This window comes from Streptomyces sp. NPDC041122, from assembly GCF_055592445.1.
In genome coordinates, this window is the sequence record NZ_JBVIYQ010000002.1 from 471,056 (window position 1) to 487,010 (window position 15,955).

Consider the following 15,955-nt stretch of genomic DNA (forward strand, 5'->3'; position numbering starts at 1 on the left):
CCGGACCGCCCCCCGCCCCCCGGGCCCCACCACGGGCGTCGCGGGCGGTCCGGGTGCCATACCTCCACGCGCCCCCCTGCACTCCCCGTCGCGCCCCCGATTCACGCGATGGTGCGATCATGTGCCCCGCCGCGGATGGCGGTCGGAGGCCCCGGGTAGGGCCGGGCCATGACGAAGCCGTTCGAACTGCCGCACTTCTACATGCCGTACACCGCGCGGCTCAACCCTCACCTGGAGGAGGCCCGCACGCACTCCGCGCGGTGGGCGCGGGACATGGGCATGCTGGAAGGTTCCGGCATCTGGGAAAAGGGCGACCTCGACGCGCACGACTACGGCCTGCTGTGCGCGTACACCCACCCGGACTGCGACGGCCCCGCGCTGTCGCTGATCACCGACTGGTACGTGTGGGTCTTCTTCTTCGACGACCACTTCCTGGACATGTACAAACGCACCCAGGACCGCGCGGCCGGCAAGGCCCACCTGGACCGTCTGCCGCTCTTCATGCCGATGGACCTGGCGACCCCCGTGCCCGAGCCGCAGAACCCCGTGGAGGCGGGCCTGGCCGACCTGTGGGCCCGCACCGTGCCCGCGATGTCCCTCGACTGGCGCCGCCGCTTCGCGCGGTCGACGGAGCATCTGCTCAACGAGTCGATGTGGGAGCTCTCCAACATCAACGAAGGGCGGATCGCCAACCCCGTCGAGTACATCGAGATGCGCCGCAAGGTGGGCGGCGCCCCCTGGTCGGCGGGGCTCATCGAGTACGCGACCGCCGAAGTGCCCGCCGTCGCGGCCGAGTCGAGGCCGCTGCGCGTCCTCATGGAGACGTTCGCCGACGGCGTCCACCTCAGGAACGACCTGTTCTCGTATCAGCGCGAGGTCCAGGAGGAGGGGGAGCTCAGCAATGGGGTGCTCGTCCTGGAGACCTTTTTCGACTGCACCACCCAGGAGGCCGCCGACACCGTCAACGACGTCCTGACCTCACGGCTGCACCAGTTCGAGCACACCGCGGCCACCGAAGTGCCCGCCCTCGCCCTGGAGAAGGGCCTCACGCCGCCCGAGGTCGCCGCCGTCGCCGCGTACACCCAGGGGCTTCAGGACTGGCAGTCCGGCGGCCACGCCTGGCATCTGCGCTCCAGCCGCTACATGAACGAGGGGGCGCTCGACGCCTCGCCGCTGACCGGTCCGACCGGGATCGGGACGTCCGGCGCGGACGTCAGCGCGCTGCTCGCCTCCGCCGGGGCGGACCGGCTGCGGGCCTTCACCCACGTGCCCTTCCAGAAGGTGGGCCCGTCCCGGATCCCCGACCTCTACATGCCGTTCCCGCTGCGGCTCAACCCCGGCCTGGACGCCGCGCGCGAGCAGCTCGTCGGCTGGACGCACGCGATGGGCATTCTCTCGGAGGGCGTCTGGGACGAGGACAAGCTCGCCGCGAACGACCTCCCGCTGTGCTCCGCCGGACTCGATCCGGACGGCACCCAGGAGGCCCTGGAGCTCAGCTCGCAGTGGCTGGCCTGGGGCACCTACGGAGACGACTACTACCCCCTCGTCTTCGGTCACCGGCGCGACCTCGCCGCGGCACGGCTCAGCACGGAGCGGCTCGTCGCATGCATGCCGCTGGAGGGCGCGCCGGCCCAGGTGCCCGCGAACGCCATGGAGCGCGGCCTCGTCGACCTCTGGGCGCGCACGACCCGCGCGATGACGGGCGAGCAGCGCGAGCCGCTGCGGCAGGCCGTGCGCGTCATGGTGGAGAGCTGGGTGTGGGAGGTCTTCAACCAGCTGCACAACCGCGTCCCCGACCCCGTCGACTACCTGGAGATGCGCCGCGCCACCTTCGGCTCCGACCTCACCCTGAGCCTGTGCCGGATGGGCCACGGCCCCTCCGTGCCGCCCGAGATCTACCGCAGCGGCCCCGTGCGCTCCCTGGAGAACGCGGCCATCGACTACGGGATGCTCGTGAACGACATCTTCTCGTACCAGAAGGAGATCGAGTACGAGGGCGAGATCCACAACGGCATCCTGGTGGTGCAGAACTTCTTCGGCTGCGACTACGCCGACGCCCTGCGCGTCATCCACGACCTGACCACGCAGCGCATGCAGCAGTTCGAGCACGTCGCCGCGCATGAGTTCCCCGCCCTGTACCGGGACTTCGGGCTTTCCCGGGAGGCGCGGACGGCGTTGGACGGTTACGTCGAGGACCTGCGGAACTGGATGGCGGGCATCGTGAACTGGCACCGGGAGTGCCGGCGTTACGGCGCGGCGGACCTGGCCCGGCGCACCCACGGCTTCGTGCCCGACCAGGCGTCGAGGGTGCCCGCAGGGATCACCCCTTCGGATGGTTTCATCCGGAATGCTGGGTTCGTGGAACTTCGCTGAGGCGCCGGGAGTCATCTGAAGTGAAGGCGGCCGCCGACCCGGCCGTGACACGGGGGATGAACACGGGGGTGTTCGATCGTGACCGACATCATTGAGCGCATCACGGAACAACTGGCGGGGGAAGGGGCGGCGGCCGAGGCGTCCGAGGCGCGGGCGCCTGCGGGCACGGCGCCCGCGGAGGGGGAACTGACCCCGTTCGTCGCCCCGTTGACCGTCCCGCCCGTCCTGCGGCCCGACTCCGCTGACGTGCGCGAGGAGACGGAGATCGCGCTGCGGCCGACCTGGGTGCGCCTGCACCCGCAGCTTCCGCCGACCCTGATGTGGGGGTACGACGGCTGTGTGCCGGGGCCCACCATCGAGGTGCGGCGCGGGCAGCGGATCCGCATCGCCTGGACCAACCGCATCCCGCGCGGCGAGTATCCCGTCACGGCCGTCGAGGTCCCGCTCGGCGACCCGCGGCGGGACCCGCCGCCCAGCACCGAGCCCGGCCGCGGGGGTGTCGAGCCCGACAAGGACGTGGCGGACCTGCCCGCCTGGGCGGTGACGCACCTGCACGGCGCGCAGACCGGCGGCGGCAACGACGGCTGGGCGGACAACGCCGTGGGGTACGGCGACGCCCAGCTCTCCGAGTACCCGAACGACCACCAGGCGGTCCAGTGGTGGTACCACGACCACGCCATGAACATCACGCGGTGGAACGTGATGGCGGGTCTCCACGGCACCTACCTGATCCGTGACGACGAGGAGGACGCCCTTCAACTCCCGTGCGGGGAGCGGGAGATCCCGCTGATCATCGCCGACCGCAATCTGGACACCGAGGAGGGCGACGACCGGCTGAACGGCCGCCTCCTGCACAAGACCACCATCATCGACCCCAAGAACGCCGAGACGGGCAAGCCGGTCACGCTGCCCTTCACGGGCCCGTACACCACGGTCAACGGCCGCATCTGGCCGTACGCGGACGTGGACGCGGCGTGGTACCGCTTCCGGCTGCTCAACGCGTCGAACGCGCGCATCTACGACCTCGTGCTGATCGACGAGGACGACCGTCCCGTGCCGGGCGTGCTCCACCAGATCGGCAGCGACGGCGGCCTCCTGCCGCGCCCGGTGCCGGTCGACTTCGACGGCGAGCTCACCACCCTCACGGTCGCGCCCGCCGAGCGCATGGACCTGCTCATCGACTTCAGGGGGCTCGCCGGGCGCCGGCTGCGGCTGGTCAACAAGGGGCGCGGCCAGCCGCCCGGCGTGCCCGACGTGCCGGGCGACGTGCGCTATCCGCAGGTCATGGAGTTCCGGGTGGGCGAGTGCGGTGAGCCGGACGGATTCGAGCTGCCGGAGATCCTCTCGGGTTCGTTCCGCCCCCTCACCCACGACGTGGAGCACGGCCACCGGCTGATCGTGCTGACCCCGCCCGCCACCAAGGGCGGCGGCGGACACCCGGAGATCTGGGAGATGGCCCAGGTCGAGGAGCCGGTCGACATCCAGGTCCCGACCGAGGGGATCATCCAGCTGCGCGGCGCGGACGGCAAGGTCACCACGTACCGCCGGATCGCCCGCACCTTCAACGACGGCCTCGGCATCACCATCGCCGAGGGAAGCCACGAACAGTGGAGCTTCCTGAACCTCGCCGTGAACCCGCCGGTGACCCATCCCATGCACATCCACTTGGCGGACTTCCAGCTCCTCGGCCGCGAGACGTACGACGTCTCGGGCTTCGACGTCACGATCGGCGGCACCCGCGCCCCGGTCGCCCCCGATCCGCGGCGGCCGATTCCCCTGGCTCCGAACGAGCGCGGCTGGAAGGACGTCTTCCGGGTCCCCGGCGGTCAGCTGCTGCGCGTGATGGGCCGATTCGACGGGGCGTACGGCCGGTTCATGTACCACTGCCACTTGCTGGAGCACGAGGACATGGGCATGATGCGGCCCTTCGTCGTGATGCCGAAGGAGGCCCTCAAGTTCGACCACGGCACGGGTCACGAGGGTCACGGGGGCCACACAGGCTAGGCGGCGGGCACCGTCGCGTGCCGGACGGCGGCCCGGGCCAGGGCGCGCACGATCGGGTGCGGCCGCGAGCCGTCGGCGGACAGTTCGGGCTGGAAGAGGGTGGCCAGGAAGAACGGATGGCCGGGGAGTTCGGCCACCCGCACCTGACCGGCCTCGTCCTGACCGGTGAACCGCAGTCCGTGCGCGCGCAGCGTGTCGAGGTGGGCGTTCGGGCCGTACGAGCAGTGGTAGCGCTCCACGGTCCGGTCGGCGCCCAGCACCGACTCCGCGAGCGAACCCGGCGTGATCGTCACCGTGCCCTCGTGGCCGACCAGGGAGCAGGCGAGCGGCGCGATGAGCAGATCGTCGGCGTCGGGGTCGTTCTCGGCGTGCGCGACACCGGTCAGCCCGCACACGTTCCGCGCGTACTCCAGGAGCGTGTGCTGGAAGCCGCCGCAGGTGCCGAGGAAGGGCACGCCGTCCTCGCGCGCCGTGCGGATCGCGGCCAGCGCGCCCGCCTCGCTGCGGTACGGGCTGCCCGGCACCACCCAGACCGCGTCGAAGCCGCGTACGGCGTCCGGCTCTTCGGCGTCCGTGGTCGGGATCCAGTACGCGTCGAGGACGAGGTGTTCCCGGGCGGCGAGGGCGTCCAGGAGGAGGGGGATGCGGGTGTGGGCGGTCACGTTCGGCGAGCGGTCGCCGATCAGGGCGAGGCGGGCGGTGGGGGAGGGCGAATGCGGGGCCGCGGGGGCGTCGGTCGTCATGCCGGTCATCCTGACCGCGCCTCGAGGTTCACGTCCAACGATGAAACCTGCACCCGCCATAAGCGTCTCTGATGGGGTGCGCCACCCTGGGGCCATGGACCCGCACCTCCTGCGCACGTATGTGACGGTGGCCCGCCTCGCCTCGTTCTCCGCGGCCGCCCGCGAGCTCGGCTACACCCAGTCCGCCGTGTCCCAGCACATCGCCGCCCTCGAACAGGACCTCGGCGCCGCCCTGTTGACCCGCCGCCCGGTGGCGCCCACGCCGGCGGGCGCCCGCCTCCTGGAACACGCGGCGCCCCTGCTGCTGCGCCTGGACGCGGCCCGCGCCGAGGTCGTCCGCATGGCCGCCGCCGGCCCCGAGCAGACCCTGACGCTCGCCGCCGCGCCGACCGCGCTGACCCGGCGCGCGATCCGGGCCCTGCCCGCGACGGGCGTCACCCTGACCGTGCTGCCCCGCGAGGAGATCCCTGCCGCCGTCGCGACCGGCGCCGCCGACCTCGGCCTCGTCGACGGCCTCGCGGCGCCCAGCGACCCGCTGCGGCTGCCGGACGTCGCGCCGCTGACCGCGCGCGGCGTCGCCGAGGAACCCGTCTCCGTGCTGCTCCCCGAGAACCACCCGCTGAGCCGGCGAGCCGGCCTGCGCCTTGCCGATCTCGTCGACGCGCGGTGGCTCGACGCGCCGGGCACCGGCCTTCCGACGGCCCAACTCCGCGCGGCCACCGGCGCGTCGGGGTTCCGGACCGCGCTGCGCTACGACGGCACGGACCTGCGTACCCTCGCCGCGCTGGCCGCCGCGGGGCACGGCCTCGCCCTGCTGCCCCGGTCCGCGGCCGGGGAGGCGCCCGGCACCGTCGCCGTGCCGCTGACCGCGCCCCGCGTGGTCCACCGCACCGAACTGCTCCACGCGGGCACCCTGCGCGGGCCCGCGGCGGCGCTGGCCGCACAGCTGGACGTCACCCGTTCGTGAGGCGTCGCCGCGGGGTGGCACAGGGTAGGGCTGTGGCCGGAGGCGAGCCATGGATCAGACCACGTTGCGTCCCAAGCCGATGCCGGGGCGACGTCCCGGCGGGCCGTCCGACCGGAAGCCGGGTCAGGACCCGAGCCAGGGCCAGGGCCCAAGTCACGGTCAGGGCCCACGTCAGGGCAACGGCACAGCAGGCGAACGCCCGAGCGGGCAGTCGGGCAGGCAGCCGGGCCGAGGCCACCGGCCGCATGCCGCGCGCCGTCGGGGTCGCCGCCTGATGACGTTGCTGTCGGGGCTGGTCCTCGCGGCCGTCCTGGTCCTCGCGGGCGTCGGCCTCGGCACGGTGGGCGCCACCGTCATCGGCATGAGCAAGCTGGCCGAGATGCAGAAGGCGGCGGGGCGGGGCACCGGTGGGCCCAAGGCGCCGGGTGCCTCGAACACCGCCCCGAACACCGCCCCGAACACCGCCCCGAACGCCGGCCCGCACGTCGCCCCGAACGCACCAGGAGTATCCGCCGCCGGCCCCACCCCGCCGGGCGCCCCCGCCCCCGCCCCCGCGAAGCCCCCAACCGCTCCCGCGCCGCACGCGGACCCCGCGGCCCCGGCCAGGACCGCCACCCTCGGCGTCGAGGCCGTCGACGCCCCCGGCGGCGCGGGCGCCCTGCTCGTCGGCGTGCACATCCCCGGCCCCGGCTACACCGCGGGCCTGGTCCGCGGCGACACCGTGCTCACCTTCGGCAGGAGGCACCTCGACTCCGCGGCCGAGCTCGCCACGGCGGTCCGCGCCGCCCGTACCGGCAAGGAGGTCGCCCTGACGGTGCGCCACGCGAGCGGCACCCGCCAGACCCTGACCACCAGGCCGGGCATCGTGACGTGACGCCCCCCCCGAGCCGCAGAACACCCCCGCCCCCGGCCGACAACGCGTTCGCGGTCGCCCCCCGCCAGGGGCAAGATGCAGGCGTAGCCAACAGGAGGTCCTCATGAGCCCCGTGCCCGACGCCGCCCCCGTCCCCGCGCCCTTCACCAGCGACGACTACCGGGCCCGCATGGAGCGGGCCGCCGCCCAGGCCGCCGAAGCGGGGCTCGCCGGGCTGCTCGTGGCGCCGGGGCCCGATCTCGTGTGGCTCACCGGCTATCGGCCGACCGCGGCGACCGAGCGCCTGACGATGCTCGTGCTCGCCGCCGGGCAGGACCCCGTCCTCGTCGTGCCCACCCTGGAGGCGCCGGACGCCGAGCGCGCGGCGGGCGCGCCCGCCCTCACCCTGCGGGACTGGACCGACGGCAAGGACCCGTACGCCGTCACCGCCCCGCTCCTCGACGCTGCCGGCCGTTTCGGGGTGAGCGACAACGCCTGGGCGATGCATCTGCTCGGCTTCCAGCGCACGCTGCCCGGCACCTCGTACGTGTCCCTCACCGAGGGGCTGCCGATGCTCCGCGCCGTCAAGGACGCCGCCGAGCTGGAGCGCCTCGCCGCGGCGGGGGCCGCGGCCGACGCGACGTACGAGGAGATCCAGAAGGTCCGCTTCGCCGGGCGCAAGGAGACGGACGTCGCCGCCGATCTCGCCGACCTGCTGCGGCAGTTCGGGCACTCCCAGGTCGACTTCACCGTCGTCGGATCGGGCCCCAACGGCGCCAACCCGCACCACGAGGCGGGCGGCCGGGTCATCGAGCACGGCGACATGGTCGTCCTCGACTTCGGCGGCCTGCTGCACGGCTACGGCTCGGACACCTCCCGCACGGTGCACGTGGGCGACCCGACGGCGGAGGAGCAGCGCGTCCACGACGTGGTGCGCGAGGCGCAGGCGGCGGGGTGCGCGGCGGTGCGGCCCGGCGCCGCCTGCCAGGACGTCGACCGCGCGGCCCGCGCCGTGATCACGGAGTTCGGCTACGGCGAGCGGTTCATCCACCGCACCGGTCACGGCATCGGCGTCACCACCCATGAACCGCCCTACATGATCGAGGGCGAGGAGCAGCCGCTGGTGCCCGGCATGTGCTTCTCCGTGGAACCAGGCATCTATCTGCCGGGCCGCTTCGGGGTGCGCATCGAGGACATCGTGACGGTCACCGAGGAAGGCGGGCGGCGGCTGAACACCACCGCCCGCGAGATGGCCGTCGTCGACTGAGCGAGCGCCCGGGCCGGCCCGCGGCCGGTCGGGGCGCGCTACGAGGCCGCCAGGATCACGCACGACTCCGCGGGCACCCGCACCACACCGTCCGCCCCGGGCGCGGCCACCGGCTCCCAGGCGGCGAGCACGCGCGCGTGGCGCCCGTCGAGCGGCAGGACGACGGGCTCCTTGCCGAGGTTCACCGCGATCCGCAGGTCCCCGCGCCGGAACGCGAACCAGCGCGCCCCCTCGTCGAACGCGACCCGCACCGCCGCCAGGTCGGGGTCGGTCAGATCGCCGCGGGTGCGCCGCAGGGCGATCAGCTCGCGGTACCAGGCGAGCAGGCGGGCGTGGTGGCCGTCCGTGGGCTCGGACCAGTCGAGGCAGGAGCGGTCCCGGGTGCCGTGGTCCTGCGGGTCGGGGATGTCCTCCTCGGCCCACCCGTGCGCCGCGAACTCCCGCCGCCGGCCGCGGCGTACGGCCTCGGCGAGGTCGGGGTCGGTGTGGTCGGTGAAGAACTGCCACGGCGTGGACGCGCCCCATTCCTCGCCCATGAACAGCATCGGCGTGAAGGGGCCGGTGAGGGTGAGCGCCGCCGCGCAGGCGAGCAGACCGGGGGAGAGGGCGGCCGCAAGCCGGTCGCCCTGCGCGCGGTTGCCGATCTGGTCGTGCGTCTGGCTGTACCCCAGGAAGCGGTACGCGGGCGTCCGCGCGCGGTCCACGGGGCGGCCGTGGGCGCGGCCCCGGAACGTCGAGTACGTCCCGTCGTGGAAGAACGCGCGGGTCATCGTCTTGGCGAGCGCGGCCAGCGGGGCGCGCGCGAAATCCGCGTAGTACCCCTGCGCCTCACCGGTGAGCGCGGTGTGCAGCGCGTGGTGGAAGTCGTCGTTCCACTGCGCGTGCAGACCGAGTCCACCGCTCGCGCGCGGGGTGACGGTGCGTGGATCGCCGAGGTCGGACTCGGCGATCAGGGACAGCGGCCTGCCGAGTTCGTCCGCCAACGCGTCGACGGCCGTGGAGAGTTCCTCCAGGATGTGGCACGCGCGCGTGTCCACCAGCGCGTGCACCGCGTCGAGCCGCAGGCCGTCGAGCCGGTAGTCGCGCAGCCAGGCCAGCGCACTGCCGAGCAGATACGCCCGTACCTCGTCCGAGCCGGGCGCGTCCAGGTTGACCGCGGCGCCCCAGGGCGTCTGATGGGTTTCCGTGAAGTAGGGGCCGAAGGCGGGCAGATAATTGCCGGACGGGCCGAGGTGGTTGTGGACCACGTCCAGGACGACGCCGATGCCGTGCGCGTGCGCCGCGTCGACGAAGCGCTTCAACGCCTCGGGCCCGCCGTACGGTTCGTGCACCGCCCACAGTGACACCCCCTCGTACCCCCAGCCGTGCCGCCCGGGGAAGGGACACAGCGGCATCAGCTCCACGTGGGTGACGCCGAGGTCCGCGAGGTGCCCGAGCCGGTCCGCCGCCGCGTCGAGGGTGCCCTCGCGCGTGTACGTGCCCACGTGCAGCTCGTACAGGACGGCGTCCCGCACCCCGCGCCCGGGCCAGGGCGTACGCCACGCGTAGCGGCCGTGGTCGACGACCGCGCTGAGGCCGTCGGGGCCGTCGGGCTGGCGCCGCGAGCGCGGGTCGGGCAGGAGCGGACCGCCGTCCACGGAGAAGCCGTACCGCGTCCCGTCCTCGGCCGGGGCCTCGCCCGACCACCATCCCGCGCGGTCGCCGTCGCGCTCCAGTGTGTGCGACGCGCCCGCACACTCCAGTACGACCCGCTCGGCCTCCGGCGCCCACACTTCGAACCTCACCGACGGTTCCCCTTCGTCCGCTGTCCGCCACACCCGCTGTCCGCACACGTGCGTCCTATGGTGCGTCAGAAACCGGCCGTGCGTAGGGGAAGCGGCCGATCGCACCTCGCTCCCGCCGTTCTGGACACCCGGGGCGCGATTGCCCGACAATCGCCTGGTGACATCCTCTTTCGAGTTCTCCACGTACCCCGCGAGGGTGACGGACGTCGAGCGGGACCGGGCGTTGGACGCACTCAAGGAGGGCGCGGCCGCGGGCAGGCTCTCCCACGACACGTTCGTGCGGCGCATGGAGCTGGTGTTCGCCGCCCGCAGGCCCGACGAGCTGGCTGTGCTCACCGCGGATCTGCGGACCGAGGGCCGCTGGACGCGCCGGGTGCTCGACGGCGTCGGCGCGGTCTCCGGGTTCACGATGAAACTGCGCAGGGCCTGGCAGGCCGAGCGGCTCCCGAAGCTGCTGCTGCCCTCGCCCGACAGCCCCTACCCGCTGCGGATAGGCCGCGACCCCGCCAACGGCCTGCGGCTCAGTCACGACACGGTCTCCCGGGTGCACGCCGAGCTGGGCCGGCAGGGCGGCATGTGGGTGCTGCGCGACCTCGGCTCCACCAACGGCACGTCCGTCAACGGCCGCAGGGTGACCGGTGCCGCCCTCGTCCAGGACGGCGACCTGGTGAGCTTCGGCCGGATGTCGTTCCGCCTCGCCACGAGCTGAGTCACCGCCCCGCGCGGTCGGCGTCGCTCTGTACGCGCGCGTGCAGCGCGGCCGCGACCGTCGTCCGGGACTGATGCTCCACCTGGTCCTCCAGAGGCACCCAGCGCGCCCTGAACCGTTCCGCGAACGCCTCGCTCCACTGGGTCACCAGGCGCTCCAGGCGCGGCGCCGCCCGGTCGCCCGCCGCGTCGAGCACCCGCAGCAGCATCGCGGCCGACCGCAGCGGCAGCCGCCTGCCGAAGGCGTCGACGCTCCCGATGTACGCCATCGACGTGCCCGCGGGCGGCAGCCGCCACCAGTCGTCGGCGAGCCCCGGCACCAGGGCGAGCGCCCAGCACGCCGCACGCAGCAGCGGGCCCTCGGCGTGCGGCAGCCGCGGCAGCGCGTCGGCGAGGATCTCCTCCACGAGCCGCGCGTCCCGCCGCAGCCGCCGCGCCAGCGCCCGCATCGCGCGGACCGGCGCGGGGTGCACCGCCGGGTCGTCGACCAGGTCGCTCGCCCACATGGGCACCTCGACGATCGCGGTACGCCCGCCGTAGCGGTGGGTGCGGTGCCAGGTGGTGAGCCGGGCGTCCTCGGGCAGGCTCGGGTACGCCGCTCGCGTGCCGGGGCCCGGCAGCACGTGGACGCCGGGTCCTGAGACCAGCCAGCCGGCCGCGTCCGACGCCCCCGTCTCCACCGGAATGTGCAGCTCCGCCGCCGACTTGGCGAACGGTTCCGCGAGCCCGGGGATGTCCTTGGTCAGCTGCACCCAGCTGCCGCCCAGGTCCGTGCCGTGCAGGGACACCTGGAGATACGGCCGGAGTTCGTCGATGACGGCGGTCAGCGCGCGCGTCTCGGGCGGCAGCCGGTCGGGCGGCAGCACGGAGGGCGACCACTCCGGCTGCTCGGGGCCGGCCGGGCGGAAGAAGTTCCGGTGGTACTCCAGGAGCGTGCGCGGCGCGGGCGTGCGGTGCAGGCTCGCGCCGTCCGGGTCCGCGCAGAGCAGGAAGTGCCAGGACGCGGCGTCGCGCAGCCGGGCGTCGCGCAGGGTCCGCTCGGCGAGGTGCAGCAGCGTGGAGCCGCCGGTCGGCTCGTTGGCGTGCGCCCCCGCGACGACGAGGACCGCCTGCGGCGAGCGCCCCACGGAGAGCAGGTGCAACGGCCGCCCCCCGCGCGAGAGCCCCACTTCGCGCAGGGTGCTCAGCTCGGGCCGGTGGGCCGCCAACTGAGAGGCGGCAAGGACGAGTTCAGGAACGCTGGGATAGTGCCGCACCGCCGGTTGGCCCCCCGTCCCGGTCCACCACTGAGGCAATCGCAGTACGCCACGCCAGGGAGAAGGTGTCAAGAACACATACGTGCGATCCCGCCCCACCCGGCGTCACCCGTCCGGCCGCACGCGGACTGCGCCGCGGGCCTGCCGGTGGTCCGCTGAACACACCCGCGCGGCCGCTCGCCGCGCCGAAGCACAGGTCGGAGCCCGTGGTGCGCTGCCCGTCCGTCCCGTCCGACGGCCCGATACCGGCCGCGGAACCGGCCTTCTCCGCGCCCCCCGCGGAGCCTGCCGCGCGGCCGTCGCCCGGTCGGTGCACGCCGGCCGGAGGGGGCGGTCCCGCCCCGGCCACGGCGTCCCGGGCGCCGTGCGAGCCCGTCGCGTCCGCCGGTCGGCGCCGCCCGGCGCCGCCGAGTCTCGTGTCGCCCGCGGTGGCGCGCGACCCCCACCCCGTCTTCCGCGTCCTGCGCGAGCGCCACCCCCTGGTGCGTGACGAGCTCCTCGGCGCGTGGCTGGTCAGCCGGTACGAGGACGTGCGCGACGCGCTGGCGCGGCCGTGGCTCGTGGCGCCGCCTCCTGGCCGCACCCTCACCCACATGGAGGGCGCCACGCACCAGGCGCACCGTGCCCTGGTCGAGCCGGGGCTGCGCGGCGACGCGCTGGCCGCCCTGGCCGCGGGGACCTCGCGCACCGCCCATGTGCTCGCCCGCCGCATCGCCGCCCGCCCGGAGGCCGACCTCGTCGCCGAGTTCTGCCGGTGGCTGCCGGCCGCCGCCGTGGTCACCGCTCTCGGCCTGCCGCCCGAGGACGCCGCGTACGTCCAGGAGTGGTGCCGGGGCGGCCTCACCCACCTCGTGGGCCACCATCACGCGCTGGACGCCCGGCTGCGGCCCCATCTGGTGCGCCGGCGCGCCCGCCCCGGTGACGACCTGCTCTCCGTGCTGTGTGCCGCCGAGGTCGGGGGCCGCCCGCTGTCGGACGAGGCCGTGACCGGGCTCGTCGGCGCGCTGCTCGGCGGGGGCGGCGACGCCACCGCCCTCGCGCTCGCCTCCTTCCTCGCCAACCTCCTGGACCACCCCGGCCAACTGGCGCTGGTCCGCGAGCGTCCCGAGCTGATCCCCGCGGCCTGGGCGGAGTCCCTGCGCCGCGACCCGCCCGCCCCCGTCGTGCTGCGCCGCGCGGTGCGCCCGGTCACCGTGGCGGGCACACCGCTGCCCGCCGGGGCGGTCGTGGCCTGTCTGGTCGGTGCTGCGGGCCGCGACCCCGCGCGGTTCGCCGACCCCGACCGTTACGACGTGCTGCGCGCGGACCCGGGCCACCTCGCCCACGGCACCGGGCGCCACGCGTGCCTCGGCGCCGCACTCGCCTGCCACATCGCCGAGTACGGGCTGCGGGCCCTGCTCGACGCCCTGCCCGGGATGGGCTGGGCCCCGGGGTTCCGGCCGGAACCCCGGGGGCTGCTGACCCGCGGCCCGCGGACACTGCTGGTACGTCCCGGGTGAGCCACCTGGGCCGGCCGGTCACGCCCCGGCGGGCCGCTCGTCCGGAGCCGCGGGCACCCTTTCCAGGAGCGCCACGGGCGACTCGGCGAAGAGCTCCGCCACGCGCGCGTGCCCCTCGAACTCCCGCTCAGGTGCGAGCAGATCGGACCACCGGCCCGCCGGGAGCGCCAGCTCGGTGTCCCGCCAGCCGCCCGCGTCGGCGAGCCGCAGGGACAGCCGTGTCGCCGCCGCCACGACCTCGCCGGACCGGGCGAACGCCACGCAGTGCGCGGCGCCGGGGCCCTCCGCGGCCAGCGGCTCGTACGTCGCCGCGCCCCCGAACACCTCGGGGCGCCGGCCACGCAGCCACAGCGCCGCCGAGGTGAGCGCCAGCTTCTCCGCCGAGAGGTCCCGGCGCTCCCGATCGGATTCGAGCCGCTCCAGGGCGTCCGGCTCGAAGCGCGCGGGCAGCCGGTTGTCCGGATCGACCAGTGCGCGGTACTCGACCTCGGAGCCCTGATAGACGTCGGGCACCCCCGGCATCGTCAGCTGCAGGAGCGCCGCCCCCAGGACGTTGGCCCGCACATGCGGGCCGAGCTCCCGCGCGAGGGCCGCCACCGCGTCCTGCGGGGGCCCGCACGGCCCCGCCGCCACGAAGGCGGCCACCGCCTTCTCGTACGCCTCGTCGGGCTCGGTCCAGCTGGTGTGCAGGCCCGCCTCGCGCACGTGCTTCAGGAGCGCGTTCGCCAACCGCGTCTCGTCGGGGGGACCGAAGCCGACGGCCGTCTGCCAGGCCGCCCAGGCCAGCTGGGGGTCGGGCGCGCCGGTGCCGCCCGCCCGTGCGGTCCGCTCGGTCACCTCGGCGAGCAGGTCGGCCCACCGGTCGGGGCACTGGGTCAGGACGGAGATGCCCGCCCGCACGTCGGCGCTGCGCTTGGTGTCGTGGGTCGTCAGGACCGTCCCCGAGTAGGGCCAGTCGCGCTGTACGCGCGCGCAGTACGCGTGGAACTCCGCCACCGGCACCGCGGGGCGCTCGGGCGCGCCGCCCACCTCCGCCGCCGACAGGAGCGGCGCGTGCCGGTAGAACGCGGTGTCCTCGACGGCCTTGGCGCGCAGCGCCGACGCGGTCTGCGCGAACCGCACCCGGAACTCCGCCATGCCCTCCCGTGCGGGACGGGACCGCGCGGCGCCCAGCCGCCCGAGGGCCAGCTCCCGTACGACGTCGACCGCGTCGGCCTCCTCCGGCACCGAGAAGGCCGCCCTGGCCTCCTCGGCGGCCCGCGGGGTGAGGACCGTCTCCGGGGCGTCGCCACCGGAGACGTAGGGCCGGTAGACGGGGAGCCGGACGAGCAGTTCCCTGAGCGCGGTGCGCAGTGTCCACGGGGCGTGGTCGCGCAGGGCGGGCTCGGCCGCGCAGACCGCGGCGGCCACCCGCGTGAGGCGCTCGACCTCGGCGGCCAGTTCGTGCGTGACGACCTTGTACGCGGCGCGGCGCACCGTGGCGTCCCAGTCGCCGCCCCGGTCGGCCGGGGCCGCGGCGAAGCGCCGGTACTGGCCGAGGAGTTCACCGGCGCCCGCCGGGTCGGCGAGGACGCCGTCGAGGTGGCGCAGCGCGTCGTAGCCGGTGGTGCCCGCCACGGGCCAGGCGGCGGGCAGGTGTTCGCCGTCGGCGAGGATCTTCTCCACCACCGTCCAGCGTCCGCCGGTCGCCTCGTGCAGCCGCCGGAGGTACGCGCCGGGGTCCGCGAGGCCGTCGGGATGGTCGATCCTGAGGCCCTCGACGACGCCCTCGTCGAGCAGCCGCAGGATCGTGGCGTGGGTGGCCTCGAAGACGTCCGGTTCCTCGACGCGCACCCCGATGAGGTCCGAGATGGTGAAGAAGCGCCGGTAGTTGAGTTCCGTACGGGCAAGACGCCACCAGGCGGGGCGGTACCACTGCGCGTCGAGGAGCTCGGGGAGCGGCAGCTTCTCGGTGCCGTCCCGCAGGGGGAACTCGTGGTCGTGGTAGCGCAGGGTGGTCCCGTCGACCCGGAAGTGGTCGAGCTCGTCGCCGAGCCGCCCGCCGAGGACGGGCAGCAGGACCCGCCCGTCGCCCGCCTGCCAGTCGATGTCGAACCAGTGGGCGTACGGCGACGCGGGCCCCTCGCGCAGCACCTCCCAGAGCGCGCGGTTGTACCGCGGGACGGCCGCCATGTGGTTCGGCACGATGTCCACGACGAGTCCGAGCCCGGCGCCGCGGGCGGTGCGGGAGAGCGACCGCAGCCCCTCCTCGCCGCCCAGCTCGCCGCGCACGCGCGCGTGGTCCACCACGTCGTATCCGTGCGTCGACCCCGGGACCGCCTCCAGCACCGGCGACAGGTGCAGGTGCGAGACGCCGAGGGAGGCCAGGTAGGGGACGGCCGCCTCGGCGGCGGCGAAGGGGAAGTCCGGCTGCAGCTGGAGGCGGTAGGTGGCGGTGGGCGGCGGCGGGACCGCGACCCCGGGACGTTCCGGCGTCATACGCGTCATGTGAACGTACGTAC

General features: G+C 74.7%; 11 protein-coding genes. 7 read left to right on the forward strand and 4 right to left on the reverse strand.

All coding sequences use genetic code 11. The annotated features are described in order from the left end of the window. The first annotated feature begins 168 nt into the window (after nt 1-168). Both cyc2 and phsA read left to right on the forward strand, forming a co-directional pair. Nucleotides 169-2,373: a germacradienol/geosmin synthase Cyc2 gene (cyc2, locus tag ACZ6B8_RS08320; RefSeq protein WP_471606674.1), complete on the forward strand. Its 2,205-nt coding sequence runs from the start codon at nt 169-171 to the stop codon at nt 2,371-2,373. A 78-nt stretch (nt 2,374-2,451) separates the two neighbouring features. Beyond that, a complete protein-coding gene (phsA, locus tag ACZ6B8_RS08325; RefSeq protein WP_471606675.1) occupies nt 2,452-4,377 on the forward strand; it encodes an O-aminophenol oxidase PhsA in 1,926 nt (641 codons plus the stop codon). On the opposite strand, the gene ACZ6B8_RS08330 is transcribed toward phsA, so the two are convergent. Further along, on the reverse strand, nt 4,374-5,120 hold the full coding sequence (locus ACZ6B8_RS08330) for a CTP synthase C-terminal region-related (seleno)protein (RefSeq protein WP_471606676.1): 747 nt from the start codon (nt 5,118-5,120) through the stop codon (nt 4,374-4,376). The genes phsA and ACZ6B8_RS08330 overlap by 4 nt on opposite strands. Before the next feature lie 94 nt (nt 5,121-5,214). Between ACZ6B8_RS08330 and ACZ6B8_RS08335 the strand changes: the two genes are divergently transcribed. The 3 genes from ACZ6B8_RS08335 (at nt 5,215) to ACZ6B8_RS08345 (ending at nt 8,207) form a co-directional block, all read left to right on the forward strand. Next, entirely contained in the window at nt 5,215-6,087 is an 873-nt protein-coding gene (locus tag ACZ6B8_RS08335) for a LysR family transcriptional regulator (protein ID WP_471606677.1), read from the forward strand. Between the two features lie 274 nt (nt 6,088-6,361). Beyond that, complete coding sequence (locus ACZ6B8_RS08340; protein ID WP_471606678.1) at nt 6,362-6,961, forward strand: PDZ domain-containing protein; 600 nt, start codon at nt 6,362-6,364, stop codon at nt 6,959-6,961. A 103-nt stretch (nt 6,962-7,064) separates the two neighbouring features. Continuing rightward, nucleotides 7,065-8,207, forward strand: a complete 1,143-nt coding sequence (locus tag ACZ6B8_RS08345; RefSeq protein ID WP_471606679.1) for an aminopeptidase P family protein — start codon at nt 7,065-7,067, stop codon at nt 8,205-8,207. Between the two features lie 38 nt (nt 8,208-8,245). Here the strand turns inward: ACZ6B8_RS08345 and treZ are convergent, their stop codons facing one another. Beyond that, the gene (gene treZ / locus ACZ6B8_RS08350; RefSeq protein ID WP_471606680.1) at nt 8,246-9,991 is read right to left on the reverse strand and encodes a malto-oligosyltrehalose trehalohydrolase; all 1,746 of its coding nucleotides are present in this window, start codon (nt 9,989-9,991) and stop codon (nt 8,246-8,248) included. Between the two features lie 157 nt (nt 9,992-10,148). Between treZ and ACZ6B8_RS08355 the strand changes: the two genes are divergently transcribed. After that, the gene (locus ACZ6B8_RS08355; RefSeq protein ID WP_471077491.1) at nt 10,149-10,700 is read left to right on the forward strand and encodes an FHA domain-containing protein; all 552 of its coding nucleotides are present in this window, start codon (nt 10,149-10,151) and stop codon (nt 10,698-10,700) included. A 1-nt stretch (nt 10,701) separates the two neighbouring features. Here ACZ6B8_RS08355 and ACZ6B8_RS08360 read toward each other — a convergent pair whose 3' ends face one another. Then, complete coding sequence (locus ACZ6B8_RS08360) at nt 10,702-11,955, reverse strand: M14 family zinc carboxypeptidase (RefSeq protein ID WP_471606681.1); 1,254 nt, start codon at nt 11,953-11,955, stop codon at nt 10,702-10,704. Between the two features lie 428 nt (nt 11,956-12,383). Between ACZ6B8_RS08360 and ACZ6B8_RS08365 the strand changes: the two genes are divergently transcribed. Beyond that, nucleotides 12,384-13,454, forward strand: a complete 1,071-nt coding sequence (locus tag ACZ6B8_RS08365) for a cytochrome P450 (protein WP_471606682.1) — start codon at nt 12,384-12,386, stop codon at nt 13,452-13,454. 18 nt (nt 13,455-13,472) lie between these two features. Here ACZ6B8_RS08365 and treY read toward each other — a convergent pair whose 3' ends face one another. Further along, nucleotides 13,473-15,932 carry a malto-oligosyltrehalose synthase gene (gene treY / locus ACZ6B8_RS08370; protein WP_471607173.1) on the reverse strand — a complete coding sequence of 820 codons (2,460 nt, stop codon included), beginning with the start codon at nt 15,930-15,932 and terminating at the stop codon, nt 13,473-13,475. Nucleotides 15,933-15,955 lie beyond the last annotated feature (23 nt).